Origin of the sequence: Arthrobacter sp. B2a2-09 (assembly GCF_027587375.1) — a bacterium.
GTDB lineage: Bacteria > Actinomycetota > Actinomycetes > Actinomycetales > Micrococcaceae > Arthrobacter.
This window is the reverse complement of record NZ_JAMXIC010000001.1, coordinates 344512-367781: the sequence shown is the minus strand read 5'-3', so window position 1 is coordinate 367781 and position 23270 is coordinate 344512. Positions and strand designations below refer to the sequence as shown.

22 protein-coding genes are annotated in these 23270 nt (G+C 61.3%); 11 read left to right on the top strand and 11 right to left on the bottom strand.

What is annotated here, in order from left to right:
- The first annotated feature begins 15 nt into the window (after positions 1-15).
- The 4 genes from NFJ07_RS01740 to NFJ07_RS01725 all read left to right on the top strand — a co-directional run bounded on the left by NFJ07_RS01740 (position 16) and on the right by NFJ07_RS01725 (position 3584).
- Positions 16-402, top strand: a complete 387-nt coding sequence (locus tag NFJ07_RS01740) for a HesB/IscA family protein (protein WP_059390004.1) — start codon at positions 16-18, stop codon at positions 400-402.
- A gap of 182 nt (positions 403-584) precedes the next feature.
- Positions 585-1457, top strand: coding sequence for an aa3-type cytochrome oxidase subunit II (gene ctaC / locus NFJ07_RS01735; RefSeq protein ID WP_269992029.1), 873 nt, complete (start codon positions 585-587; stop codon positions 1455-1457).
- A gap of 10 nt (positions 1458-1467) precedes the next feature.
- Positions 1468-3186, top strand: a complete 1719-nt coding sequence (ctaD, locus tag NFJ07_RS01730) for an aa3-type cytochrome oxidase subunit I (protein ID WP_269992028.1) — start codon at positions 1468-1470, stop codon at positions 3184-3186.
- Entirely contained in the window at positions 3183-3584 is a 402-nt protein-coding gene (locus tag NFJ07_RS01725; protein ID WP_269992027.1) for a cytochrome c oxidase subunit 4, read from the top strand. Before ctaD ends, NFJ07_RS01725 begins: the two co-directional genes overlap by 4 nt.
- 103 nt (positions 3585-3687) lie before the next feature.
- Here the strand turns inward: NFJ07_RS01725 and NFJ07_RS01720 are convergent, their stop codons facing one another.
- On the bottom strand, positions 3688-3981 hold the full coding sequence (locus NFJ07_RS01720; protein WP_269992026.1) for an HPr family phosphocarrier protein: 294 nt from the start codon (positions 3979-3981) through the stop codon (positions 3688-3690).
- Between the two features lie 164 nt (positions 3982-4145).
- On the opposite strand from NFJ07_RS01720, the gene NFJ07_RS01715 reads away from it, so the two are divergent.
- Positions 4146-4937 carry a GntR family transcriptional regulator gene (locus NFJ07_RS01715; protein ID WP_269992024.1) on the top strand — a complete coding sequence of 264 codons (792 nt, stop codon included), beginning with the start codon at positions 4146-4148 and terminating at the stop codon, positions 4935-4937.
- A 95-nt stretch (positions 4938-5032) separates the two neighbouring features.
- Here NFJ07_RS01715 and qcrB read toward each other — a convergent pair whose 3' ends face one another.
- The 4 genes from qcrB to ctaE all read right to left on the bottom strand — a co-directional run bounded on the left by qcrB (position 5033) and on the right by ctaE (position 9368).
- Positions 5033-6706, bottom strand: coding sequence for a cytochrome bc1 complex cytochrome b subunit (qcrB, locus tag NFJ07_RS01710; RefSeq protein WP_269992023.1), 1674 nt, complete (start codon positions 6704-6706; stop codon positions 5033-5035).
- Positions 6684-7754, bottom strand: coding sequence for a cytochrome bc1 complex Rieske iron-sulfur subunit (gene qcrA, locus NFJ07_RS01705; protein ID WP_269992022.1), 1071 nt, complete (start codon positions 7752-7754; stop codon positions 6684-6686). The genes qcrB and qcrA overlap by 23 nt, the downstream gene beginning before the upstream one ends.
- A 99-nt stretch (positions 7755-7853) precedes the next feature.
- Positions 7854-8642, bottom strand: a complete 789-nt coding sequence (gene qcrC / locus NFJ07_RS01700; protein WP_269992021.1) for a cytochrome bc1 complex diheme cytochrome c subunit — start codon at positions 8640-8642, stop codon at positions 7854-7856.
- Between the two features lie 87 nt (positions 8643-8729).
- Positions 8730-9368 carry an aa3-type cytochrome oxidase subunit III gene (gene ctaE / locus NFJ07_RS01695; protein ID WP_269992019.1) on the bottom strand — a complete coding sequence of 213 codons (639 nt, stop codon included), beginning with the start codon at positions 9366-9368 and terminating at the stop codon, positions 8730-8732.
- A 148-nt stretch (positions 9369-9516) separates the two neighbouring features.
- Between ctaE and trpD the strand changes: the two genes are divergently transcribed.
- The gene (gene trpD, locus NFJ07_RS01690; protein ID WP_269992018.1) at positions 9517-10575 is read left to right on the top strand and encodes an anthranilate phosphoribosyltransferase; all 1059 of its coding nucleotides are present in this window, start codon (positions 9517-9519) and stop codon (positions 10573-10575) included.
- Between the two features lie 23 nt (positions 10576-10598).
- Here the strand turns inward: trpD and NFJ07_RS01685 are convergent, their stop codons facing one another.
- Positions 10599-10880 carry an Lrp/AsnC family transcriptional regulator gene (locus NFJ07_RS01685; RefSeq protein WP_269992017.1) on the bottom strand — a complete coding sequence of 94 codons (282 nt, stop codon included), beginning with the start codon at positions 10878-10880 and terminating at the stop codon, positions 10599-10601.
- A 61-nt stretch (positions 10881-10941) separates the two neighbouring features.
- A complete protein-coding gene (locus tag NFJ07_RS01680) occupies positions 10942-11340 on the bottom strand; it encodes a DUF3054 domain-containing protein (protein ID WP_269992015.1) in 399 nt (132 codons plus the stop codon).
- 153 nt (positions 11341-11493) lie between these two features.
- Between NFJ07_RS01680 and NFJ07_RS01675 the strand changes: the two genes are divergently transcribed.
- Together NFJ07_RS01675 and NFJ07_RS01670 are read left to right on the top strand one after the other, a co-directional pair.
- Entirely contained in the window at positions 11494-11868 is a 375-nt protein-coding gene (locus tag NFJ07_RS01675; protein WP_269992014.1) for a VOC family protein, read from the top strand.
- Positions 11869-11986: 118 nt separating this feature from the next.
- Positions 11987-12406, top strand: coding sequence for a VOC family protein (locus NFJ07_RS01670; protein ID WP_269992012.1), 420 nt, complete (start codon positions 11987-11989; stop codon positions 12404-12406).
- A gap of 61 nt (positions 12407-12467) precedes the next feature.
- Here NFJ07_RS01670 and NFJ07_RS01665 read toward each other — a convergent pair whose 3' ends face one another.
- Positions 12468-13994, bottom strand: a complete 1527-nt coding sequence (locus NFJ07_RS01665; RefSeq protein ID WP_442865268.1) for an LCP family protein — start codon at positions 13992-13994, stop codon at positions 12468-12470.
- A gap of 118 nt (positions 13995-14112) precedes the next feature.
- Between NFJ07_RS01665 and NFJ07_RS01660 the strand changes: the two genes are divergently transcribed.
- From NFJ07_RS01660 to NFJ07_RS01650, 3 genes are all read left to right on the top strand, one after another.
- On the top strand, positions 14113-14745 hold the full coding sequence (locus NFJ07_RS01660; RefSeq protein WP_269992011.1) for a LysE family translocator: 633 nt from the start codon (positions 14113-14115) through the stop codon (positions 14743-14745).
- A 79-nt stretch (positions 14746-14824) separates the two neighbouring features.
- Positions 14825-16915 (top strand): Ig-like domain-containing protein, encoded by a 2091-nt coding sequence (locus tag NFJ07_RS01655; RefSeq protein WP_269992010.1) that lies wholly within the window; start codon positions 14825-14827, stop codon positions 16913-16915.
- 20 nt (positions 16916-16935) lie between these two features.
- Complete coding sequence (locus NFJ07_RS01650) at positions 16936-19737, top strand: LuxR family transcriptional regulator (protein ID WP_269992009.1); 2802 nt, start codon at positions 16936-16938, stop codon at positions 19735-19737.
- Positions 19738-19793: 56 nt separating this feature from the next.
- On the opposite strand, the gene NFJ07_RS01645 is transcribed toward NFJ07_RS01650, so the two are convergent.
- From NFJ07_RS01645 to NFJ07_RS01635, 3 genes are all read right to left on the bottom strand, one after another.
- Complete coding sequence (locus tag NFJ07_RS01645; protein ID WP_269992008.1) at positions 19794-21416, bottom strand: ABC transporter permease; 1623 nt, start codon at positions 21414-21416, stop codon at positions 19794-19796.
- Entirely contained in the window at positions 21413-22399 is a 987-nt protein-coding gene (locus NFJ07_RS01640) for an ABC transporter ATP-binding protein (RefSeq protein ID WP_269992007.1), read from the bottom strand. The genes NFJ07_RS01645 and NFJ07_RS01640 overlap by 4 nt, the downstream gene beginning before the upstream one ends.
- Positions 22400-22538: 139 nt before the next feature.
- Positions 22539-23222 carry an alpha/beta fold hydrolase gene (locus NFJ07_RS01635; RefSeq protein ID WP_269992006.1) on the bottom strand — a complete coding sequence of 228 codons (684 nt, stop codon included), beginning with the start codon at positions 23220-23222 and terminating at the stop codon, positions 22539-22541.
- Between the last annotated feature and the right edge of the window lie 48 nt (positions 23223-23270).

Genomic DNA, 23270 nt, shown 5'->3' with positions numbered 1-23270 from the left:
TAAGAAGGTAGGCCAATGAGCACTGCAACGAACGAAAACAGCACCGGAGCGCAGCTCGCAGGCGGCGAGCTCCCTGAGCACGAGGTCAAGTTGACCGATGTCGCCGCAGGCAAAGTCCGGAGCCTTCTCGAACAAGAAGGCCGCACGGACTTGCGGCTCCGCGTCGCTGTTCAGCCGGGCGGCTGCTCGGGCCTGATCTACCAGCTCTACTTCGACGAGCGTCTGCTCGACGGCGATGCCGTCCGCGACTACGACGGCGTCGAAGTGGTTGTCGACAAAATGAGCGTGCCTTACCTGAGCGGTGCCAGCATCGACTTCGAAGACACGATCTCCAAGCAGGGGTTCACCATCGACAACCCCAACGCCGGCGGGTCTTGCGCCTGCGGCGATTCGTTCCACTAACCCGGGCATTCGCGGACTGTTGGCCCAGTTCAGGAACGGATTGAACCCGTCCCGACGCACTGGGCCAGCATGTCGGCGAAAACCGCTTGGTAGCGGTAAGCTCTACATCGGGTAGTAAAACTTTAGTGTGCCCGGTGGGCCTTCCGCCTGCCGGGCTGCAGCAACAAGAGGAAGGGCCGTCTGTGAGTTCGCAGAACCGAACCGGCAGCCGACGCATAAAGATCACCTCGATCACTGGCTTGGCACTAGCCGGCGCGTTGGTTTTGACCGGATGTTCACCAGAGGTAGAAAAAGGCTGGTTGCCCACGGAGCGTGGTACAACCAGCAACACCGATCGGATCATGGACCTCTGGGTCAACTCATGGATCGCCGCCCTCGTAGTCGGCATTATTACTTGGGGCCTGCTGGTCTGGTGCATCATCGCCTACCGCCGCCGCAAGGGCACCACGGGTTTCCCGAAGCAGCTTAGCTACAACCTCCCTCTGGAGGTCTTTTATTTGACCATTCCGCTGTTCATGGTGCTGGTGTTCTTCTACTTCACCAACCAGGACCAGCAGGCGATTGATGATCGCTCCAAGCCGGCCGACGTCACCATTGACGTCCGCGGCAAGCAATGGGCCTGGGACTTCAACTACGTCAAGGGCTCTGTCATCACCGATGACCTCCACGAGGCAGGCGTCCAGGCACAACTCACGGGCAACCTGATCGATTTGAATCAGCTGCCGACGTTGTACCTCCCGGTCAACAAGTCCGTTGACCTTGAGCTGAACTCGCGCGACGTCATCCACTCTTTCTGGGTTCCGGCCTTCCTGCAGAAGCGCGACGTGATTCCCGGCAAGACCAACTACATCAGGTTGACCCCCACCAAGGAGGGCACCTACGACGGCAAGTGCGCCGAACTTTGCGGTGAATACCACTCTGAGATGTTGTTCCGCGTGAAGGTCGTTTCCGAGGCCGAGTTCCAGGCACACATGGATCAGCTTCGCCAGAGCGGCAACACCGGTCTTCTCGATTCGAAGTACGACCGCAACCCGAACTTGAACGCAAAGAATTAAGGGACGCGACGTGGCTACTTACACTCAATCAGCCGGAGTCCTCGAGGCTCCCGTAGTACCGAAGTCCAAGGGACGTATCGTCGTCAACTGGATCACCTCCACGGACCACAAGACCATCGGGTACATGTACCTGATCGCGTCCTTCGTGTTCTTCTGCCTAGGCGGCGTTATGGCGCTGCTGATGCGTGCGGAGCTCTTCGAGCCCGGCATGCAGATCCTGCAGACCAAGGAACAGTACAACCAGCTCTTCACGATGCACGGCACTGTCATGCTTTTGATGTTTGCGACGCCGCTCTTCGCCGGCTTCGCAAACGTGGTCATGCCGCTGCAGATCGGCGCCCCCGATGTTGCCTTCCCGCGACTGAACGCGCTGGCCTTCTGGTTCTTCCTCTTCGGCTCCACCATCGCCGTGTCCGGCTTCATCACCCCGCAGGGCGCTGCCTCCTTCGGCTGGTTCGCTTATGCGCCGTTGTCAGACACGACGTTCACCCCGGGCGTCGGTGGTGACCTTTGGGTCTTCGGCCTGGCGTTGTCCGGCTTCGGAACAATCCTGGGTGCGGTCAACTTCATCACCACGATCATCTGCATGCGAGCTCCGGGCATGACGATGTGGCGCATGCCGATCTTCACCTGGAACACCCTGGTTACGGCCATCCTGGTCCTCATGGCGTTCCCGCCACTCGCCGCCGCGCTTTTTGCCCTCGGCGCTGACCGCCGCTTCGGCGCCCATATATTCGATCCGGAGAACGGCGGCGCTGTCCTGTGGCAGCACCTGTTCTGGTTCTTCGGCCACCCCGAGGTGTACATCATTGCGCTGCCGTTCTTCGGCATTGTCTCGGAGATCTTCCCGGTCTTCAGCCGCAAACCGATCTTCGGCTACAAGGGCCTCGTCTACGCAACCATCGCCATTGCTGCCCTGTCGGTGACCGTGTGGGCACACCACATGTACGTCACCGGATCCGTGCTGCTGCCGTTCTTCTCCTTCATGACGATGCTGATCGCGGTCCCTACAGGCGTGAAGTTCTTCAACTGGATCGGCACCCTGTGGCAAGGCTCGATTACCTTCGAGACGCCTATGCTCTGGAGCATCGGCTTCCTGGTCACCTTCCTCTTCGGCGGCCTGACCGGCATCATCCTGGCCTCCCCGCCGCTTGACTTCCACGTTTCGGACTCCTACTTCGTCGTGGCGCACTTCCACTACGTGGTCTTCGGCACCGTGGTATTCGCGATGTTCGCAGGCTTCTACTTCTGGTGGCCCAAGTGGACCGGCAAGATGCTCAACGAACGGCTTGGCAAGATCCACTTCTGGCTCCTGTTCCTGGGTTTCCACGGCACCTTCCTGATCCAGCACTGGCTCGGCGTAGAGGGCATGCCCCGCCGTTACGCTGACTACTTGCCGCAGGACGGCTTCACCTGGATGAACCAGTTCTCCACGATTTCGTCCTTCGTGCTCGGCGCCTCGCTCCTGCCGTTCTTCTGGAATGTCTACATCACGTGGCGCAGCAACAAGAAGGTCGAAGTAGACGATCCTTGGGGCTTTGGTGCCTCGCTGGAGTGGGCTACATCTTGCCCGCCGCCGCGCCACAACTTCACCTCGCTGCCCCGCATTCGTTCCGAACGTCCTGCCTTGGACCTTCACCACCCGGAACTCGCTCAGCACCACACTGCCCTGAGCCCTGAGCCGGCAGCAAAGGTGCTCGGCAACGCTGATCAGAAGGACGCGAAATGAAAATCGAATCATGGATTTTTGGAGCCGGGAGTTTCTTCTTCGTACCGGTGGCGCTGGTCTATGGTTGGCTGAACAACTGGGATGAGTGGGTTGGCACCCTCGGCATCCTCCTGGTCGGTGGCCTGGCAGGCATGATCGGCGCTTACCTCGGTTTCACGGGCAGGCGCGTCGGCCTGCGTCCGGAAGACCGTCCGGACGCCGAGATCCACGAAGGCGCCGGCGAGCAGGGACACTTCAGTCCCTGGAGCTGGTGGCCGCTGGTGCTTGGCTTGTCCTGTGCCGGTGGGTTCCTTGGCCTGGCTGTAGGTTTCTGGATCACGTTCGTCGCTGCCGGCCTTGCTGTCGTAGCCCTGGTCGGTTGGGTGTTCGAATACAGCCGTGGAGACCACGCGCACTAGAAGTTCTTGAACAACGACGGCGGGCCCCACCAATTGGTGGGGCCCGCCGTCGTTGTCGTATCCGGAAGACACGCGGAAGCTATGTCCTCATCACATCTGTCCTTCAGGGACCTTCTACGGCCTCCAGGACGGCCGAAAGGGCTGCCAAGGCATCGTTGACCTCGTCAAGCGTGCGGCCAGCTTGTAGCGCTTCTCCGTCGACCGATAGGACCACCTCGCAGCCGTGGCCGAAATCTTCGGTCATGACCTCAAGCAAAGACCGGGCATCCACCGATTGCTGGCCGGGCTTACGGATCGTCACTGGAAGGCCCGTGTCCGTCACCGCCCGCACGAACACGGCGGCAGCCCGTGCATGGAGGCCGATCTCTGCGGCGACGATGGCTTTGTGCTCGGGCAAACCGGCTCCTTTGACTCTGACGGCCAGATGCCGACTACGATTTTGATCCCTACAAGCGTAGCGCCGCCCAGGGAGGGCCTGATGCGCATTGGCCACCTGGTCTAGACCTGCGGGTGGATTGCCCTACGCTTGATTCATGGAAGATTTCATGGCCTGGAACCGCCATGCCTGCTGAAGCAGCACGTATCGCTGGGGAGATCGACCGCAAGAGCGGCACTCCCATCTATGTTCAACTGCGCGAGATCCTGCGTAGCTACATCTCGGAGTCCTGCAAGCCCGGTGCGGCGTTGCCGTCTGAGCGGGATCTCTCTGAACGATTCGGACTTGCCAGGATGACGGTACGGCAAGCCATTGATGCCCTTGTCGGCGAGGAAGTCATTGAACGTGTGGTTGGACTGGGAACTTTCGTCCGCAAACCGAAGCTGGACCTCCAAGTGAAGCTCACGTCATACAGCGAGGAGATGCAACGCCGTGGCATGGTTCCGGCAGCCAAAGTTCTGAGCTTTGAACAAATCGCCGCGAGTGCCTTCCTGGCGCGGGAACTCCAGCTGGAGGAGGGGACTCCCTTGGTTCGCTTCAGACGGCTCCTGCTCGCCGACAATGAGCCTATGAGCGTGGATGAGAACTTCATCCCTGCCCATCGCGTGCCAGGTCTTTTGGACGGGGCTCCTCCCACATCCCTGTACAACGTGCTGAGTGAAAAGTACGGACTGGTGATGGAGTGGGGCGAGGACATGATTGAAGCAACGGCAGCTTCGCCGTCAACAGCGCGGCTATTGAACGTGGATGTTGGAACTCCGTTGCTCAAGATTCAGCGCCACGCTTTCGTTGCCCGAGCCATGGTGGACTACTCCGTGTCGTACTACCGTGCTGACCGGTACAAGTTGTGGGTCCCGTTGCAGCGTCCGGGCGTTCGGTCCACCCGAAGCCAATCCACGGGATACCGCACCCACTAGCTCAAAGCCAGAGAACCGGCCGCCTGAAAGCCCGAACAATGAGAGAAGGCCCCGTCCATGTGGACGGGGCCTTCTCTCATTGCTAATTGTGGGAGCTAGTGGCTAAGGCTCTTGTGCTCTTCGCCGGACTCGATGGCCTCGTGGTGGCCGTGTCCGTGCGCAGCTTCAAGCTCGGCCGGCGTTGCCGGAGCCACACGGTCTTCGAAGAACCACTTGGACAATGCCGCGCGGCGCTTCTCCTTCGGGGTGACCACGCCGTTCTCGTTCGGCTCGGCGGCCGACGGGGAAGGCGACTCGAAGCCCACAAGCTTGTAGTGCTTGTAGTCGTCCAGCGGTGCGTGTACCTCGATGAACTCACCGTGCGGCAGGCGCACGATGCGCCCCGTTTCGCGGCCGTGCAAAGCGATTTCACGGTCCTTGCGCTGCAGCGCAAGGGCCACGCGCTTGGTCACCATGAAGGCGATGATCGGGCCGATGAAGAAGAGCGTGCGCAGCCAGTATGTGACGTCGTTCAGGGCAACGTGGAAGTGCGTTGCAATGAGGTCCGAGCCCGCGGCGGCCCACATGACGCAGTACCAGGTGAAGCCTGCGACCCCGATGGCGGTGCGGGTGGGAGCGTTGCGGGGACGGTCGAGGACATGGTGTTCGCGGTCGTCCTTGGTGATCCAGCGTTCGATCCACGGGTACGTGAAAAGCACCGTGAAAATAATGCCTGCGGGAACCAAGGCGGGCAGCAGCACATTCAGTGTCAGCACATGGCCGAAGATGATGTATTCGAAGTGGAAGTCGTTGACAACGCCAGGCATGAGTCGCAGCGCGCCATCGACGAAGCCGATGTACCAGTCAGGCTGTGTACCGGCAGACACGGGGGAGGGGTCGTATGGCCCGTAGTTCCAGATCGGGTTGATAGTGAACATCGCAGCCATGAGCGCGACGACACCGAACACGATGAAGAAGAAGCCGCCGGCCTTTGCAGCGTAAACCGGACCCAGGGGGTACCCGACGACGTTGCCGTCGTTGCGACCCGGGCCAGGGTACTGCGTGTGCTTGTGCACAACCACCATGAAGAGGTGGATGACGATCATCAACAGAATCATTGCCGGCACCAGCAGGATGTGCAGCACGTACAGGCGGCCGATGATGGCTGTTCCCGGGAACTCACCACCGAAGAGGAAGAACGAGATGTACGTTCCGATCACCGGGATGGACTTGATGACACCATCGATGATTCTCAGGCCGTTACCGGAGAGCAGGTCATCGGGAAGCGAGTATCCCGTGAAGCCTTCAGCCATGGCCAGGATGAGCAGGACGCCGCCCACCACCCAGTTCATTTCACGCGGCTTGCGGAAGGCACCCGTGAAGAACACGCGCAGCATGTGTACGCCAAGCGATGCCACGAACAGCAAAGCCGCCCAGTGGTGGACCTGGCGGAAGAACAAGCCACCGCGAATGTCGAAGGAAATGTTCAGCGACGAGTTGTACGCGACGGACATTTCGACATTGGTCAGCGGGGTGTATGAACCCGAGTAGTGGGTCTCAGCCATGGACGGGTCAAAGAAGAAGGTCAGGAACGTACCCGACATCAGGAGGATGACGAAGGAATACAGCGCCACCTCACCGAACATGAAGGACCAGTGGTCGGGGAAGACCTTCCGGCCGAATTCGCGCAGGATTCCGGAGCCGCCGACGCGCTGGTCAACGAAGTCCGTGATACGGCCGACTTTGGTCTCAGGTACGAAGGGGACTTCAGCTGTTGATGAGGCGCTCATGCTCGTCACGCTCCCAGTAACTCGGTCCTACAGGTTCTTTGAAATCGCTCGTGGCTACAAGGTAGCCCTCAGCGTCCACCGCGATGGGCAGCTGGGGGAGCGGACGGCTGGCGGGGCCGAAGATAACCTTGCATTCCTTGGTGAGGTCGAAGGTTGACTGGTGGCACGGGCACAGCAGGTGGTGCGTTTGCTGCTCATAAAGAGCAACGGGGCAACCCACGTGGGTGCAGATCTTGGAGTAGGCAACGATTCCGTTGTAGCTCCAGGTTTCACGGCCCTTGGAGATCGTCAAGTCATCCGGGTTGAGGCGCATGAGCAAAACGACGGCCTTGGCCTTCGCGTTGAGCTTGCCCTCCTGGAGTTCGTTGAGGCCTTCCGGGATCACGTGGAATGCGGAACCGATGGTGACGTCCGATGCCTTGATCGGAGTTCCGTCGGGGTCGCGGGTGAGGCGCTTGAGCTTGCCGTCCTGAGGTGCCCACATGGTGTGTGCGAGCTTGTCGTCCGGGCGGGGACCAAGATCACCAAATACGGCCAAGGCCGGGAGGGGCGCCAGTGCGACAGCACCCAGAAGGGTGTTGCGGATCAGCGGGCGACGCTTGATGCCGGTTTCCTCGACGATGTCCTCGACGATTCGTACGGCTGCTTGGCGGTCTTCCTCGGTGCGGATGGCGTGGCGCTCTTCCGATACCTCGTGGTCCGGCATGAGGGCCTTGGCCCAGTGCACGATGCCGGTACCGATGCCGAGCATCGCAAACGCGGTGCCAAGGCCAAGCAACAGATTTTGGTTTCGGATCGTTGCGATCGATCCATCTGTATGCAGATCGATGGCAAAGTACGACACCAGGAAGATCACCGTACCGATGACGGAGATGCCAAACAGAATGGCTACCTGTCGCTCGGCTCGCTTAGCGGCTCTCGGGTCCGTGTCAGCCAGGCGCAAACGGTGCGGAGGAAGCCCAGGATCCTGGAACTTCTCCACAACATTCTGACCAGCCGTAGCTACGGTGCCCGAGTGGTTCGGACTGCCGTCACTATGGTTGCCCATAATTCGCCTCATCCTTCTCTCGTTGTCCCGGCCGTAACCGGGTTAATGTTCAATTCAAAACTGCTGTGGGGACAGCAGAAGCTCTTGTAGTGCGCTGGCCTAGGACGTGCGCGACGTCAGCCAGATAGTGAAGGCGATGATGACGCCGAGGCCTGCAACCCAGACGAAGAGACCTTCGGAAACCGGACCCAGGGATCCGAGGTCGGCGCCACCCGGCGAACCGTTGGCTTCGATCGTCTTGAGGAAGGTGATGATGTCGCGCTTGCCCTCAGGAGAGATGTTGGCGTCGTTGAAGACAGGCATGTTCTGCGGACCAGTGGCCATGGCTTCGTAGATGTGCTGGCCCGTGACGCCGGCCAATGCCGGAGCGAACTTTCCACGGGTCAAGGCACCGCCAGCCGCTGCGGCGTTGTGGCACATCGCGCAGTTCACGCGGAAGAGCTCGCCACCTTTGGCGGCATCTCCCTTTTCGTCAAGCAATGATGCATCGGGAATGGCCGGGCCAGCGCCGAGCGAGGCGACGTAAGCCGCCAGCTGCTGCGTCTGCTGGTCGTTGAACTGCCGCGGCTTTTCCTGGGCCTGGGGTCCGTTCATCTGCATGGGCATACGGCCGGTGCCAACCTGGAAGTCAACTGCAGCAGCGCCCACGCCGACCAGCGAGGGGGCGTCCTTGGTTCCGCTGGCGCCCATGCCGTGGCAGGTGGCGCAGTTGGCCGCAAAGAGCTTGCCGCCTTCTTGTGCGTCGCTGGCGCTGAAGGTAGTGGTGTCTGCCTTCGCCTGGTTGACCGTTGTGGCAACGGCGTAAAGCCCACCAGTGACGAGGAGTCCCATCAGCAGCAGCGCAATGGCTGCCAGTGGATGACGTCGCTTCTGCGAGAGTGCCTTCACGTGGTGGTTCCTTTATTCGATCCTGCGTCGGCTCCGCGAGCCGCTTCTTTAAAATTCATCCTCTTGTGGACAAGAGTCAGTGCCGGGCTACTTCAGGACGTAGATGACCAGGAAGAGGCCAATCCACACAACATCCACGAAGTGCCAGTAGTACGAGGTGACGATTGCTGAGGTCGCTTCAAAGTGTCCGAACTTCTTGGCGGCGTACGCACGGCCAATGATGAACAGGAAGGCGATGAGGCCACCGATGACGTGGAGGCCGTGGAAGCCGGTTGTCATGTAGAACGAGGAACCGTAGGCGTTGGCCGAGAGCGTAACGTGCTCGGACACAAGCATTGCGTATTCGGTGGTCTGACCGGCAACGAAGAAGGCGCCCATGATGAACGTCAGGATGAACCATTCGTTCATGCCCCAGCGGGTGAGCTGAAACACACCACCTCGACGGCGCGGCTCAAGTCGCTCGGCAGCGAAGACGCCCATCTGGCAAGTAAAGGAACTTGACACAAGGACGATCGTGTTTACAAGCGCAAACGGGAAGTTGAGCTTGCCGGTTTCTTCCGCCCACAACGCACCTGACGTGGAGCGCAGCGTGAAGTACATGGCGAAGAGACCGGCGAAGAACATCAACTCACTGGAAAGCCACACAACGGTTCCAACGGAAACCAAATTGGGGCGATTCAGCGTCGGGTGCGCCGGGGTACTGGGGGCATGGGTCGCAGATGTCACAAGGACATTATGTCTGTAAAAGTCCGGACTTCCCAATGCGAACCGCCATTTGGGGAGACTTTTTCTACAAACACGCGAATTCGCGCGGAAAAGTTCCCGACGTCGTTCGCATTGGTCATAGAGCAGGGTGGATCGATAGCATCAAGTGGTGACTTCACAGGCATCTGCACAGCAGGCAAGCAACTCGTGGCCCGGACTCATCTCCGCATTGATCAAGGGGCACGACCTCTCGGTCGAGAACACGGCATGGGCCATGAACACGATCATGTCCGGGGAAGCCGCCCCTTCCCAGATTGCCGGTTTCCTGGTTGCCCTGCGCGCCAAAGGGGAAACGGTGGATGAAGTCACAGGACTGGTCGAGGCGATGCTGTCAAACGCTAATCCCCTGAGCATTCCGGGCGAAAAGCTTGACATCGTGGGCACCGGCGGCGATCAACTCAACACCGTCAACATCTCTACGATGGCCGCCCTTGTGGCAGCGGGCGCGGGAGCGCGCGTCGTAAAACACGGGAACCGGGCGGCATCGTCGTCGTCGGGCTCCGCTGATGTCCTGGAAGCCCTGGGCGTCAGGCTCGACTTGCCGATTGAGCGCGTAGCCAGCAACGCCGAAGAGGCAGGAATTACCTTTTGTTTCGCCCAGGTGTTCCACCCGTCATTCCGGCATACCGGTGTTGTGCGGGCGGAACTTGGTGTACCCACGGCATTCAACTTCCTGGGACCAATGACCAACCCGGCCCATGTCCAGGCTTCAGCCGTAGGTGTTGCCAACGCCACCATGGCTCCCCTGATCGCCGGGGTCTTGGCGCGTCGGGGGAGTCGCGGACTGGTGTTCCGCGGGGAAGACGGCCTCGATGAACTCACCACCACAGGTCCATCCACGGTGTGGGAAATCAGGAACGGGCAAGTCACCGAGCAGCGGTTCTCGCCAGCAGATCTTGGGATCGCTGCGGCGACCGTCGCCGATCTTCGAGGCGGCAACGCCGGGGCGAATGCCGCCGTCGTACGCGAAATACTTGACGGGAAACCGGGCCCGGTCCGGGATGCCGTATTGCTCAATGCCGCCGCAGGCTTGGTGGCCTTCGACACTGCTGCCGACGGACCGTTCCTGGACCGAATGAAGTCGGCCTGGCTGCTGACTGCGGAATCCATTGATTCAGGAGCAGCTACCCGGGTCCTCGACACGTGGGTCGGACTCAGCCAAAGGTAGGCGAGGCCCCAGGACCCCGGCGGTTACTGCTCGAAGCCCAGCGAAAAAGCGGCATCCAGGTCATGCTGGGAGTAAGCGCGGAAGGCGATGTGCGTGGTGGTGTGAACCACTGCGGGAATCTTGGAGAGTTTGTCGGCGATGACGTCGGCCAATTCCTCATGCTTCGCCACGCGCGCCACGGCAATAAGGTCCCATTCACCTGTGACGGAGTAGACCTCGCTGATCCCTTGGATGGCGGAGATCTCCTCGGCCGTCTCCGGGATACGTGAAGCGTCGGTCTTGATCAGGACAAAAGCGGTGATCACTGGGGGCAGCCTTTCCGAAGTGCAGCAGTGGACGTAGCAAGCCTAGTGCATCGGCGGGTGCTTAGGACTGGCGACTCCGACGACGGACCCGCACCACGAGGGCGATCACAGCGCGGTAGCCAAGCAGCAGGATCGCCAGGCTGATGAGGGCGACAATAATGAACGCGATCACCACGGTCTGTCCGGTGGCCACACGCAGAAGCATGCCCCCGGCCACGGTTCCAATCCACACGGCGACGCCGGCAGGCCAGGTCCGGAAGGGTGCCCGCCAGACCTTCACGGCGAGCCAGCCGATCGCCGCGCCCGCAAGAAACGGCCAGGCCGTGGAAAAGACCCCGGTCAGGACGTCAGCGCGCTGGTGCGCGTCGCGGCCGATGGCCGCGAAAACAAGAATGAGAATGGCGTCGGCCAGTCCGGCGATGAGGGCAGTGCGGACCAGGGTCGATTTTGCAGCAGGCATGGAAACGACACTATCCCGCACTGATGCCGAACTCGAACCGAGGGTCCCGCACCTTGTACCAAAGAGGTGCCACCCGACTCTTGAACCAGCACCGTGGACTGCGGAAGATGTGGCTACCACACTTGAAGCGACGCCAATTCCGGGAGGTAAAACATGAAGTTGATCCAAGTTGCCCAGCGGGCGGTGGACCTCAACAGGGCATCGGCGTTCTACTCGCGGCTGCTGGGCAGTGAACCGACCGGAAAATTCGATCCTCCCGGCTTGCTCTTCTTCGATCTCGACGGCGTCCGGCTTCTCCTGGATCGAGGCGCTCCGTCGTCGCTGATCTACCTCGACGTAGCCAATCTCCGGCCGTGTGTTGAAGAACTCCGCGCCTCAGGATCAAAGATCGTCCAGGAACCACAATTGATCTACAGCCACGTCGACGGGAGCCTCGGACCAGCTGGAACCGATGAATGGATGGCCTTCATAGAGGACAGCGAGGGCAACACAGTGGGCCTGGTTGGCCGCGAGGCAAGCGGAAGCTAGGAGGCGGGACAGCCGCCGTCGGGCAAGAATAAATTGGCTGTGGATGGTCCCGGCCGGCGCTGTTAGCATGACGAAAAGGCAGCTGATCGCGCTGCCCCAAACACTGAGGAGCCATGTAATGACCACGAACCTCAACCCCTACATCAGCTTTCGGGACAACGCCAAGGAGGCCATGGCCTTCTACCAGTCGGTCTTCGGAGGCGAGCTGACCCAAAGCACCTTCGCGGAGTTCCACGCGAGCGAAGACCCCGCCGAAAGCGACAAGATCATGCACGCGGCTCTCAAGACAGACAACGGATTGCTGCTGATGGCCGCAGACACCCCCAACAGCATGGATTACAGCCCGGGAAACAACATCTCGGTGTCGCTCAGCGGCGACGACGAAGCAGAACTTCGGGGCTACTGGGACGGACTAGCCGATGGCGGGACGGTCACCGTGCCGATGGAGAAGGCGCCGTGGGGGGACATTTTCGGAATGCTGACTGACAGGTTCGGCATTGCCTGGCTGGTCAACGTTTCGGGAGAGCAGCCTCAGTAACACGACAACGAAAAGCGCCCTCCGCCGCGCAATGCGGGACGGAGGGCGCTCTGCCTTCCGGCTATCCGGCCGGATTGGTTGTCTGGCAGGTCTGGTCTTGGGCGGTCTGAGCAACCACATCGTTGGGCTTGGGGGCCGGAAGTGTCGGCTTGTCCCCGGTGGCGAAGTCCTGCCCGGCGTAGAGCTGGACTCCCTGGACACTTGCTACCTGCTGCACACTCGTCGCCGGCAACCCGAACATCGCGGCGACGTCGGCGGCAACATCGGCAAAGCCTGCACCGTAGTAGACCATTGTCTGTGGCCTGGCATCGGCTTGGATCTTGGCCAGTTTCGTGAATCCTCCGGCGGAGAGAAGCGATCCGATCTCCTGGCTCCTGCCGGTCACGCCCGTTCCATTGGCGACGGTGATCGGTTGAAGCGCCTTGTTGTATACGGCTTTCGGAGCTTCCGTGGATGGAGCAGGGGAGGCCGCGGCGCTGGCTGCGGGCTGGCTGAGGTCGGCACTCTTTGTCAGGGCAGCAAAGAAGTTGCCCGCCGCCGGTTGGTCGAGGTCGAGCCGGTTGGGATCGGATGCGGCCGGGACGTTGGGCACGGTGATGAAGTTGACCTTGGCCGGGTCAATGTTCTTGAGCCTGCCGGCGATGGTCAACAGGGCCGGAACCGAAGCGAGTCCACTGTCAACAGTGAGGTTTTGGGTCACCGTATCAGCGATACTCAGCATCTTCTGGGGGTTTCCCAGCGTTCCATCAGCCTTGAGCTTCCGTACGAGGGAACCAAGGAACGATTGCTGGGCCTTGATCCGTCCAAGGTCCCCGCCGTCGGTGAATGCATGGCGGGTGCGCAGGAAGGCCAGGGCCTGGTCGCCTTCCACCTGCGAGGTGCCCTTGGGCAAATGCAGCCCGGAGTCGGGGTCGTTGACTGCAGAGCTCACGCAGACGTCGACGCCGCCGACGGCCTTGGAAAGCTCGGTCACGGCGTTGAAGTCGGCCATCATGAAGTGGTCAACCTCCAAACCCGTGAGCTTGTTGACAGTGTCAACAGCGCAGCCGATGCCGGCCTCAGCCATCGCACTGTTGATCATGGCATTTTGACGTTCGGGGTATTGCTTTCCGGTTTTGCTGTCAGTACAGGCCGGAACGTCGACCAACAAGTCCCGGGGGAGGCTGATGACGTTGACATGGTTGTTGTCCGCGGAAATATCCAGCAACATCATGACGTCGGATTGGCCGTAGCCGGAGGATTGGTCGGTGGTGCCGAACTGCCCGTTCTTCCCACTCCTGGTGTCAGTTCCCAGAATCAGGATTTGAAGCCGGTCCTTGCTGTCGTCCACCGGCCCTTCGGTCCTGACGCCTCCGGCGCCGAGTGCGGATGATGAGATGTTGGACTGAAGGCGCCATACCCAATACCCTCCGAACGCGATGACTGCGATCAGCAAGACAGCCACCGCGGCGCTGGTGATTTTGAACCAGCGAGGTGCACGGCGGAAGCTGAACCGCCGGCTGCGGGCAGCCAGTTTTCCCTGGCCCGGGTAGGCAACAGGGGGTGACTGGCCCGACTCCGGGCTGGGTGCATCGGGGCGAGTGACCAAAAGGGAACTACCTCTCCAGGGGAAATACGGACGGCCCCATTGTAGCTGGGGGCTCTGGGAAGGCTCGGTGAGGCCCCCGGTACCCAGTGGAGATGCCACGCAATGATTCAATGGGAACATGACTCTGAGTTCACTTGCGGCGTTCGTCGGGTTGTGCGCGATTTTGGCCCTCACTCCAGGCCCCGACTCCTTCCTTGTCCTCAGGTACAGCCTGTCAAACGTCAAGGCTGGCCTCTCAGCGGGTCTCGGTTCCTCGCTCGGCAGCATCTTTTGGGCAGGGCTTGTCGGCATTGGTTTGGCGGCCCTTCTGGAGCAATCGGCCGAGGCCTACAGGGTAGTGAAGATCATCGGTGGCCTGTATCTGATTTACCTGGGGATCAGCGCCTTTATCCACAGCCGGCGCGGGCAGCCCACTCGCCAGGAAGAGGACGTCCCTGGGACGGGCCCCAAACTGCGCTCAAGCTTCTTCGCAGGACTTGTTTCGTGCATGCTCAACCCCAAAGTTGGACTGTTTTTCCTCGCTGTGGTGCCCCAGTTCCTACCTCCGGGGGACGCATCGCTTGGACTGACGATGATGCTCGGAGTCATCGACTTCGCAATTTCGATGCTCTACCTCGGAGTCCTGTCTTTGGTGGCAACCAAGGCCGTTCTCTGGCTGAAGAGGCCATCTGTGACGAAAGCACTCGAACGGACCTCCGCCGCGATCCTTACGGCACTTGGCCTGGGAACCGCGGTTTCGGCGAACAGCTGAGAGAGATCACCTATTCGTTGTGAATAGTATTTGATCGCGCGGGAGGGACCGGCAGCGTCCCGTACCTAGTGTTCCCGGTATGAGGTCTCCTTCAGTACGCCGCAAGCCGTTGGCTGCGCAATTATCCATCTTCCTGCTCGCGGGCGCCGTCGGAGCTCTAGGGCTCAGCGCACCTCCCGCACAAGCTGCGTCAACAGCTGCTTTCGTCGTTCCGGATCCAACTCCCACCAAACTAAACTTCGCCAACGTCAATGGAGACACATGGATCGTGCCGGCCGGTGTGCGCTCCATCGATGTCCGAGCCTGGGGCTCCGCCGGCGGCGGGGGCGGACCAATAAATATTCCTGGCACGGGTTTTGTTGTGAGCAATGATGGTCCTGGCGGAGCAGGGGCCGACATTCGCGCCACTCTGCAGGTGACGCCCGGCCAGACACTGAAGATTTATGCTTCAATACCTGGCGGAGGAACAGGATCGCGACATAACCCAGGTGGCGGTGGACTAGGTTTCATTCGCGGAGGTTCAGGCGGTACCGGATCCCTCGCTGGATCTGCGGGTGGCGGTGGCGGCGGCGCGAGTGCGGTAGTGAACGGGCAAGGGACGCCGCTCGTTGTCGCCGCCGGCGGGGGCGGAGGCGCAGGCCACGGGGCTGCTTTCGTGAATTGCAACGGCGGTGCAGGCGGTGCCGCCAACCAGAATGGCCAGTCGGCCGACGGTTGGTGTGCGGGCGGGGCACCTGGCGCTGACGCCGGAGTAGTCGGGCCTAACGGCGCATCGGGAACCAGCGGTGGCGGAGCCGGCAGCTCGTCCAGCGGCGGCGGAGGAGGCGGTGGCGGAGCCGGTTGGCTAAGTGGTTCGGGTGCTCTTGGCAGCCGCGTAGGCGGCGCCGGAGGCGGTGGCGGTGGCGGTGGTAGCAGCTACGTTGACCCCACTGCGAGCAACGTGATCAAGGGCTACAACGCGGGTAGCGGCTCGGTCAGCATCTGGTACACCCCCGACTACGCCACAACGACCAGCGTTGTGGCGACGACGAATCCTTCCGTCTTCGGCACGCCCGGCGGCTACGTCGCAACAGTCGTCAACTCCGACCTTGGCAGTGTGGTTCCAAGCGGCGAGGTTGCAGTCACGGATAATACAGGCCTGGAGCTGGCAACAGCTCCTGTCGACGCCGCTGGAACTGCCAACATCAGTGCAATCGACCTACCCGCGGGTTCCCACGACCTCACATTCAGTTACCGGCCACGCGGTACTGATACCTACAGATTGCAGTCCTCCACGGCATCCCTGACCCAACTCGTGCAGCCCCTCTCAACGCGGATCGTCAATACGACGGTTTCCGCCGAGCTGCTGAGCAAGCCCGCTACGATAACGGGCACGGTGTCTGCTGACATGGCCGCGGCGATCGCGAAGCACGCGACTGCTTCGAGCGCTTCTTCTCCTGCGGTGCCCACGGGGCACGTGACGTTGAGTTTGAACGGCAACGTTCTCGGAACGGCGCCGCTGGATTCACAAGGTGACTTCACCACGGGCATCCCCTGGGTTGAGGGCAACCGCAACGTTCAACTCAGCTACGACGGCGACACCAACTTCAGGCCCGCGGAACCGGTCACGGTTCAAGTGAACGCCGCGCGGGCCCGACCGACCGTCCTCCTTGCTCCCTCGTCAACTTCCCTCTTCGAAGGCCGAACCGTGGACGTATGGGTAAACATAACGGCGAGCAGTTCGCTTCCGGTGCAGCCTGGCGGATCCATCATTTTGACAGTTGACGATCAGGTCCATCTGCCTGCGGTGACCCTGGTCTCCGGCTCGGCCACTGTCACCCTTCCGGCGCTGTCCACGGGGACCCACGAAATAAAAGTGGACTACTCAGGCGACACATATTTCCTGCCCGCTTCGGGAACGCCGGCTTCGGTTGCCGTGATTGCTCCGGTCGCGCCCACCGTCCCGGCGGCAGCACCCGGCGCGCCGAGCTCGGCGTCGTCCACAGTGGTCTTGCCCGCCGCATCGACGGCGGCATTTGGCAACCTGGCATACACCGGGTCCAACGGTCCGGTTTTTGCCGAATTGGCACTCGGGGCGGTTGCCGCGCTCATTCTGGGTTTGTTCTTCCGGCTCTGGAGCCGACCCCGAAACATTGGCGGACCCCGCGGCCCGCAGGGAAGAAATGGGTGATCTGCCCATAATATGGCGGCATGACGTCTCGCACGGTCGTACATCCCGCACTATCAAACGATGACACTCCCGCCGCTGTACTGAAACGCACACGCCAGTACCGCGGCGGGATTGTTGTGCTCACCGGGATTCAGGGGATCGGAAAAACGACGTGGTGCTTTCAGCTCATGGACGCTCTGAGGCGGTCAAACGTGGTGGCGTGCAGTGCGGACACTTTTGAAAGTACACTTCCGCTCTCCTTTGTTGACAAGCTCCTGGTAGCTTTAGGCCGTCGTGAGGTCGAACCCCTCTCGGATCCCGTCATTGCCGCCCGCCAATTATTGTCTGCGCTAGCTTCACGGCCCAAGAACATTAGTTGCATTGTCATAGACAATGCCCAATGGATAGATGAACGCTCCGCCAAGGCCCTGCGTTTCGTGCTGCAGAGACTCGCGGACGACAGGATCACAGTGGTCTTGGCAGGTGTTGCAGGAGCCGGTACCGCCGCCATCGATCAGATGGTGGGTGATGACCTGTCCTGGCGCTTCATCAAACGGATCACCTTGGAACCACTGAGTCCTGAACAGGTCCAGGACTACGTGGCGCGCGTCTGGGATCGAACGATGTCGGCGCGTGCGGCGGAACGGCTTCGAGGGAGCACCGGAGGTACTCCCTTGTTGATCAACGCCGCAATGGAGCATGCCGCCCGGCCCGAACATTCCGCCCAGAACCCCTGGCCCGATGCGGTGCCGTACATCGCCCCAGGAAACAATCCCTTTGCCGCCATGCTCAACGCATTGGAGCTTGGACCTGCCCGATCCGTCGTCGAGTTTGTGTGTGTCAGCCGCGACCCGATTGAACAAGAACGCGTGCAGCGGATTGGCGACGCTTTGAATGAACCAACGGATGTCGCGGCGGCACTGGCGAGCGGGCTTGTCCGGGGCACGCGGCTCGGGCAAACCGTGCAATTGCGCCCGTTTCATGATCTGCTCGCTGTCGGGGTGCGGGACAACCTCCAGAGCCACCGCTTGTCTTCCATCCATCGCGCAATTGCAGGCGAAGTCGATGATCCGAGACTTGCCTTGCAGCATCGATTGCATGTGCAGGAGCCAGGGACGGCCGGACTTTACGCTGAAGTGGCCTCCGGCGTCGATCAAGCATTGGCCGATGGCCAGCCGGAACTCGCGTTGCAATACCTACGCTCTGCGATGGACAGGTTCAGCGGAAGCCGCCGGGACGACTGCATCATCGAAGCCTGTCTTGTTGCGTCCGTCCACTATTCCATTGCCGAAGTGATGGACCTTCTGCCTCAAGTGCAATCCATGCGACCCGGCGTGGTGCGGGACTTCGCGCTTTTGCAGTTGCTTCAAATGAGGCCGGACCTGGACCGTGTCGGCCAATTTGCCGAAGAGCTGATCGCGAAAGAACTGAACCACCCTGACGAAGCCCTGCTGCGGGCCCACATTTCGTTGGCGATAGTCGTCTCACGGATGGTCTCCGACGATAAGTCCTCCACCGCCGTCGCTGTCGCCCAGGCGCACCGATACCTGGAGCAGCTGAGCCAGTCCAATGGGGCAGTCCAGGACCCCCGGCTTCGGCACCTGCCCTCGGGAACGGATCTGGCCCTGCAATTCGACGGATTCAATCTCATCGGCGCCAGCGGCACCCAGGATCCCGAGCTGATCTCCAAAGCCTTCGCCTCGCTCAGTGCACGGATAGCCGGCGCGAACGACAGTCCTGCACTTGCCGACGCACTGACCTGCCGAGCGGGCTTCCTCAGCGTGACTGGTGGCATCGAGGCGGCCACGGCAGATCTGGAGCGAGCCATGGAGGTCTCCGCTTCCACCGGGGTGGGCCTGGCAATCGGGCACACCAGGGTCGTGCTTGCATACTGCTATTTCCTGCTGGGAAGGGTGCAGGAAATGTTGACTGTGGTCCGCACGGCACAATTGCTTTCTTTGGATGTCAGCGACGTCTCCTCCCGCCCCCTCGTTTTCTCGATGTCCGCGGTCCTCGAGGCAGTACAGGGCCGTTCGGAATCATACGAAGCTGCGTTGCGCCGCGCGGAAGAAGTCCGGATCAGTGAATACGACACCTTTGGAGTCGAACTCAGTGGCCTTGCAAGGGTCGAACGCGCCCGTTCCTTGGCTGAATGGCAACAGCAGCTTGAAGCATCCGAAGCGATCACCTCGGCCACGCCGTCGATGCACAGCTACAGGATTGACGCCTTGGCTGGATTAGGTCGTGCGGAGGAAGCGGACAGGTTGTTGCAAGCTTGCAAGGAAATGAGCGGTCGCGGATGGTGGCCGGTGTATGGCTCCCTTGACTGGTTGGAAGGCAGGGTCAGCGAAGCGTATGGACTTTTCAGCGAGGCGGCCAGGTTCTATCGGCTCGCGGCGAAGGAATCACGCTTCCCTCTGTCGCAGGGCATTGCCCACCTCGATCTTGGCCGGCTGCTCGTCTCGGCGGGAAACACGAAAGCCGGTGCCACCGCCCTGAGGGGCGCGGTGCGGATCTTCCTCGCACTCGGTGCGGCGCCGTACCTCAGCCGCGCGATGAAGTTGCTCGACGAGCTGAGCGACAGGCCCGGCAATCCATACCTACAGGCATTCGAGTCACTGACTGGACGGGAACGGGAAATCGCCTTCTTTGCCGCACGAGGCATGACCAATAAGGAAATCGCCGCGCAGCTATTTGTTTCGCCCGCTACCGTGAACTTTCATATTCGGAATGTTCTGGCCAAACTTGATCTCCGCTCTCGCCGCGAACTCCGCCAGCTGTTCACCGCCGGTTTTGAAGGCTCCGTTTCTGATCATCGCGACGCTTCTCCCATTCGGTCATGAGTTCGGGAAGCCGTGCGTCCAGGAATCTGTAGAAACTCGCCATTTCGTCCTCAGCGCTAAGCCGTGTTCAGTTCGCGCCGTTTCATGCCCACTGTCGCCAAAATGGCGACCACCACCGCGATGCACAGCATCCAGACCCCTCCGCTCCAGTCCGTGGACGTGCCGATCGGCACGGGAGAGTGGGTGAACGGCGATATGTCGCGGATCCATTCCGGCATTCCCACGAGCCCGCCGAATAGCCCAAATACTGTTCCGAGGCCCAGCAAGGTCCAACCCAGGCCAACCGTCCACCCAGGCAGTGCGACGAACACCAGTGCGAGCACGCTGAGGTAAAGCAGTGCCGCGGGTAGCTGCGCGGCGGCCGCAGCGAAGGAGTCGCCGATGCGCGCAGAGGTATCGCCGACGGCGACGGCGCTGAGCCCCGAGGCAGCCGCGCCGCTGAGAAGCACCAGCACGATGGAAACGGTGCCCACTGTCAGATAGCCAATCAGCCACCTGGCTCGTGATACTCGCGTAGCGAGCACTTGCTCAGCTGTTCCCGCAACCTCTTCCTGACGCATCCTGATGATGACCTGGGTTGCGCAGGCGGCCGCAAGCACCCCGACCATCACGAAAATCGCAGAGATAAAGAGCTGGACCAACGAGCCTGTGCCTCCTGGAATGAGGCCTTCCATGACCTTCTCCACCGTCGGGTCTGCCGTTGCCGCGCCGGCGACCGCATGAGCAAGGCTGCCCGTGAGCAGGCCTCCGAATGCGCTGCCAACGCACCAACCAACAACCGTGGGCCATTGCAGTCGCCATGCGAGACCGAGTGAACTGGACAGGGAGTTACGGGCAGCCACGCGGCCGAGGCGGCCCGCGAGCAAGCTGGCACCACTGTCGCGTTGTGCCTGAAGTACGAAGACCAGCGAGAGAAATGCGGCAGTGAGCGCCAGGTTGAGCAGCAGGGGAGTAAGAGTGTTCGCGTCATAGGCGAGCGTTTGCTGGCCCCAGCCGATTGGCGAGATCCAGCTCCACCATGCCACCGTCATATGGAGGTGGTCGGCGGAAGGGGTGCCGAGGGCGTCGCCGATGCCACGGATGACGTATGCGGCTGTGACCGCAGCCGCGGCCACGCCGTTCGCGCCGCGGGAGGTGCGCATGAGTTGGGCGGCGAATAGTCCGACGGCGAGGAAGGTGAGTCCGACGGCGGCCGTCGCGCAGCCAGCGACGAACGACCCCTTGGCGTCCAGTCCACCGGCAATGAAGGCGAGCGCCACGAAGAGCCCGTTGACAACGTTGACGAGAGCGCCGAATACGATCGTGGCCACGGTAGGCAAGGTTCGGCCGGCCGGAGTCGCGGCGAGGAGTTCGGCCCTTCCGGACTCCTCCTCGGCCCGCGAGTGCCGCACCGACAGGAAAGTGTTCATGAGGCCGGCGAGCACCGCGATGAACGTGAAGATTTCGAAGAAGACGAATTGATCAAGTCCGCCTCCCTCAGGTGTTCCTCGAAGCATCAGGATGCTCGGGTTGGCGACGGCGAGTTGCAGGATATTCTGGCGTCCCGCGGGGTCGCCGTACGTCTTTTCCACCGCGGAGACAGAGAAGAGAGCCAGCAGCGCTATGCCGAAAATCCAGATCAGCAACTGCAAGCGGTCGCGCCGTATTCGCTGAAGGAGCAACGTGACCAAAGTGTTCATCGCAAGCTCGCCACCTTGGCTGCTTCCCGACGTCGGGCCTTGCGTGAGGGACTCCGTGCGAGCGATGCTTCAGCCGGATTGAGCTCGTCGCCGTAGTGCCGTAGGAACAGTTCCTCGAGCGACGGCGGAGCGACCCTCAGGCCTTTGACGTCGAGTTCCGTAAGCGCGGGCAGCAGGGACGAAATCTTGTCACTGTCCACTGTGAAGCGGGCACGACCGTTGACAAGGGCTAGGTCATGGACGGATGGAATGCGGGCAATGTCGGCCTCCGTCAGCCCGTTGCGTGCGAAGGACACCTCGGTTCGAGTCAGGTGGCGTAGCTCGGCGAGGGTTCCGGTTTCCACCGTCTTGCCGGCGCGGATGATGGTCACCCGGTCGCAGAGTTGCTCGACTTCGGAAAGGATATGGCTGGAGAGAAGTATCGTGCTGCCCAGCGAAGCCGCTCGCCTGATCTCCTGGTTGAAGACGCCTTCCATGAGCGGATCGAGTCCGCTGGTGGGTTCATCGAGGATGTACACGTCGGCCGGCGACGCAAATGCGGCTACCAAGGCTACTTTCTGGCGATTGCCTTTCGAATAGGACCGGCCCTTCTTGGACGGGTCCAACTGGAAGACTTCAATCAGCCGGGCCTTGCGCTCGGCGTATGCCGCTTTATCGTCGGTGCCACCGCGCAAGCGGCTGAGCAGGTCGATCGCCTCGCCACCGGAGAGGTTGGGCCACAGGCTGACATCGCCCGGCACGTACGCAATGCGCTTGTGCAGTTCCACCGCGTCGTTCCACGGGTCCTGACCAAAGACTGTCGCGTTGCCGCCGCTGGCCCGGGCAAGACCAAGCAACACCAGGATGGTGGTGGACTTGCCAGCACCGTTTGGGCCAAGGAATCCATGCACCTCCCCGGCGTCGACAGAGAGGTCGAGTCCGTCGAGTGCGCGAACCCGTCCATAGCGTTTCTCAAGACCATGGGCCTCAATTACTGTGTTCATATTTCGCCCGCTACGCTCGATTCACAAATTTGTGAATGTTCTTAACGGAACCTTAATGCGTGGCGCGAACGGTCGCACCGCCACGCGGCGCACAAGAGGCCGGTGGCGGTGCTTGGTTCGGCTCTGCGCCTGGTCCAGCTCAGCCGACCGAGGAAGCAGCTTTCCTGATCACGTCGGCGACCACCTTCGGCCGCGACACATAGACGGCGTGGCTTCCCGGAGTCTCGCTGACCGTTGCGCCTATCCGCTCTGCCATGCTGGCCTGCGCCACCGGCGGGATCATTTTGTCCTCGGTGACGTGTAGGTACCAGCTGGGCTTCACCCGCCAGGCGGCTGAGGAAATGACTCCGCCGAGCGCTTCCAGGCCCCACGGGACTTGCGAGTCGGCCAAGAATGCCGCTTGCTCAGGGGTGACGTCGCCAGCGAAGGACTCATGGAACTTATCGCGGTCGAGAAGGAGGAATCCGTCGACGGGAGGCAGGATGGGTGGCTGGGGGCCGTCAGCGGGGAATGTCTCAAGCAAAGAGTTCACGGACTCACCCTGGTCCGGCGCGAACGCCGTGATGTAGACGAGCGCCGATACCTTTTCGTGATTGCCCGCTTCGGTGACGACGGCTCCGCCGTACGAATGACCTACTAGAACGACAGGCCCATTCGCTTTGTCAATCACTTGCCGGGTGGTTGACGTGTCGTCAGCGAGGGACTTTGTGGGGTTCTGCACGACGCACACGTCGAAGCCATCTGCGCTCAGCTCGTCGTACACACCCCGCCAGCCTGATCCGTCGACGAATCCACCGTGAACGAGAACGATCGTTGGTTTCATGCTTTGCTCCTAACAGTGTTGGACAGGAGCAACGCTAGACTTCCGGTT

Excerpts from the sequence above, each read along its gene's own strand:
- NFJ07_RS01740 (WP_059390004.1), top strand. The coding sequence starts at position 16 with ATGAGCACTGCAACGAACGAAAACAGCACCGGAGCGCAGCTCGCAGGC.
- NFJ07_RS01725 (WP_269992027.1), top strand. The coding sequence starts at position 3,183 with ATGAAAATCGAATCATGGATTTTTGGAGCCGGGAGTTTCTTCTTCGTA.
- NFJ07_RS01715 (WP_269992024.1), top strand. The coding sequence starts at position 4,146 with ATGCCTGCTGAAGCAGCACGTATCGCTGGGGAGATCGACCGCAAGAGC.
- qcrB (WP_269992023.1), bottom strand. The coding sequence starts at position 6,706 with ATGAGCGCCTCATCAACAGCTGAAGTCCCCTTCGTACCTGAGACCAAA.
- qcrA (WP_269992022.1), bottom strand. The coding sequence starts at position 7,754 with ATGGGCAACCATAGTGACGGCAGTCCGAACCACTCGGGCACCGTAGCT.
- NFJ07_RS01680 (WP_269992015.1), bottom strand. The coding sequence starts at position 11,340 with ATGCCTGCTGCAAAATCGACCCTGGTCCGCACTGCCCTCATCGCCGGA.
- NFJ07_RS01675 (WP_269992014.1), top strand. The coding sequence starts at position 11,494 with ATGAAGTTGATCCAAGTTGCCCAGCGGGCGGTGGACCTCAACAGGGCA.
- NFJ07_RS01670 (WP_269992012.1), top strand. The coding sequence starts at position 11,987 with ATGACCACGAACCTCAACCCCTACATCAGCTTTCGGGACAACGCCAAG.
- NFJ07_RS01660 (WP_269992011.1), top strand. The coding sequence starts at position 14,113 with ATGACTCTGAGTTCACTTGCGGCGTTCGTCGGGTTGTGCGCGATTTTG.
- NFJ07_RS01655 (WP_269992010.1), top strand. The coding sequence starts at position 14,825 with ATGAGGTCTCCTTCAGTACGCCGCAAGCCGTTGGCTGCGCAATTATCC.
- NFJ07_RS01650 (WP_269992009.1), top strand. The coding sequence starts at position 16,936 with ATGACGTCTCGCACGGTCGTACATCCCGCACTATCAAACGATGACACT.
- NFJ07_RS01645 (WP_269992008.1), bottom strand. The coding sequence starts at position 21,416 with ATGAACACTTTGGTCACGTTGCTCCTTCAGCGAATACGGCGCGACCGC.
- NFJ07_RS01640 (WP_269992007.1), bottom strand. The coding sequence starts at position 22,399 with ATGAACACAGTAATTGAGGCCCATGGTCTTGAGAAACGCTATGGACGG.
- NFJ07_RS01635 (WP_269992006.1), bottom strand. The coding sequence starts at position 23,222 with ATGAAACCAACGATCGTTCTCGTTCACGGTGGATTCGTCGACGGATCA.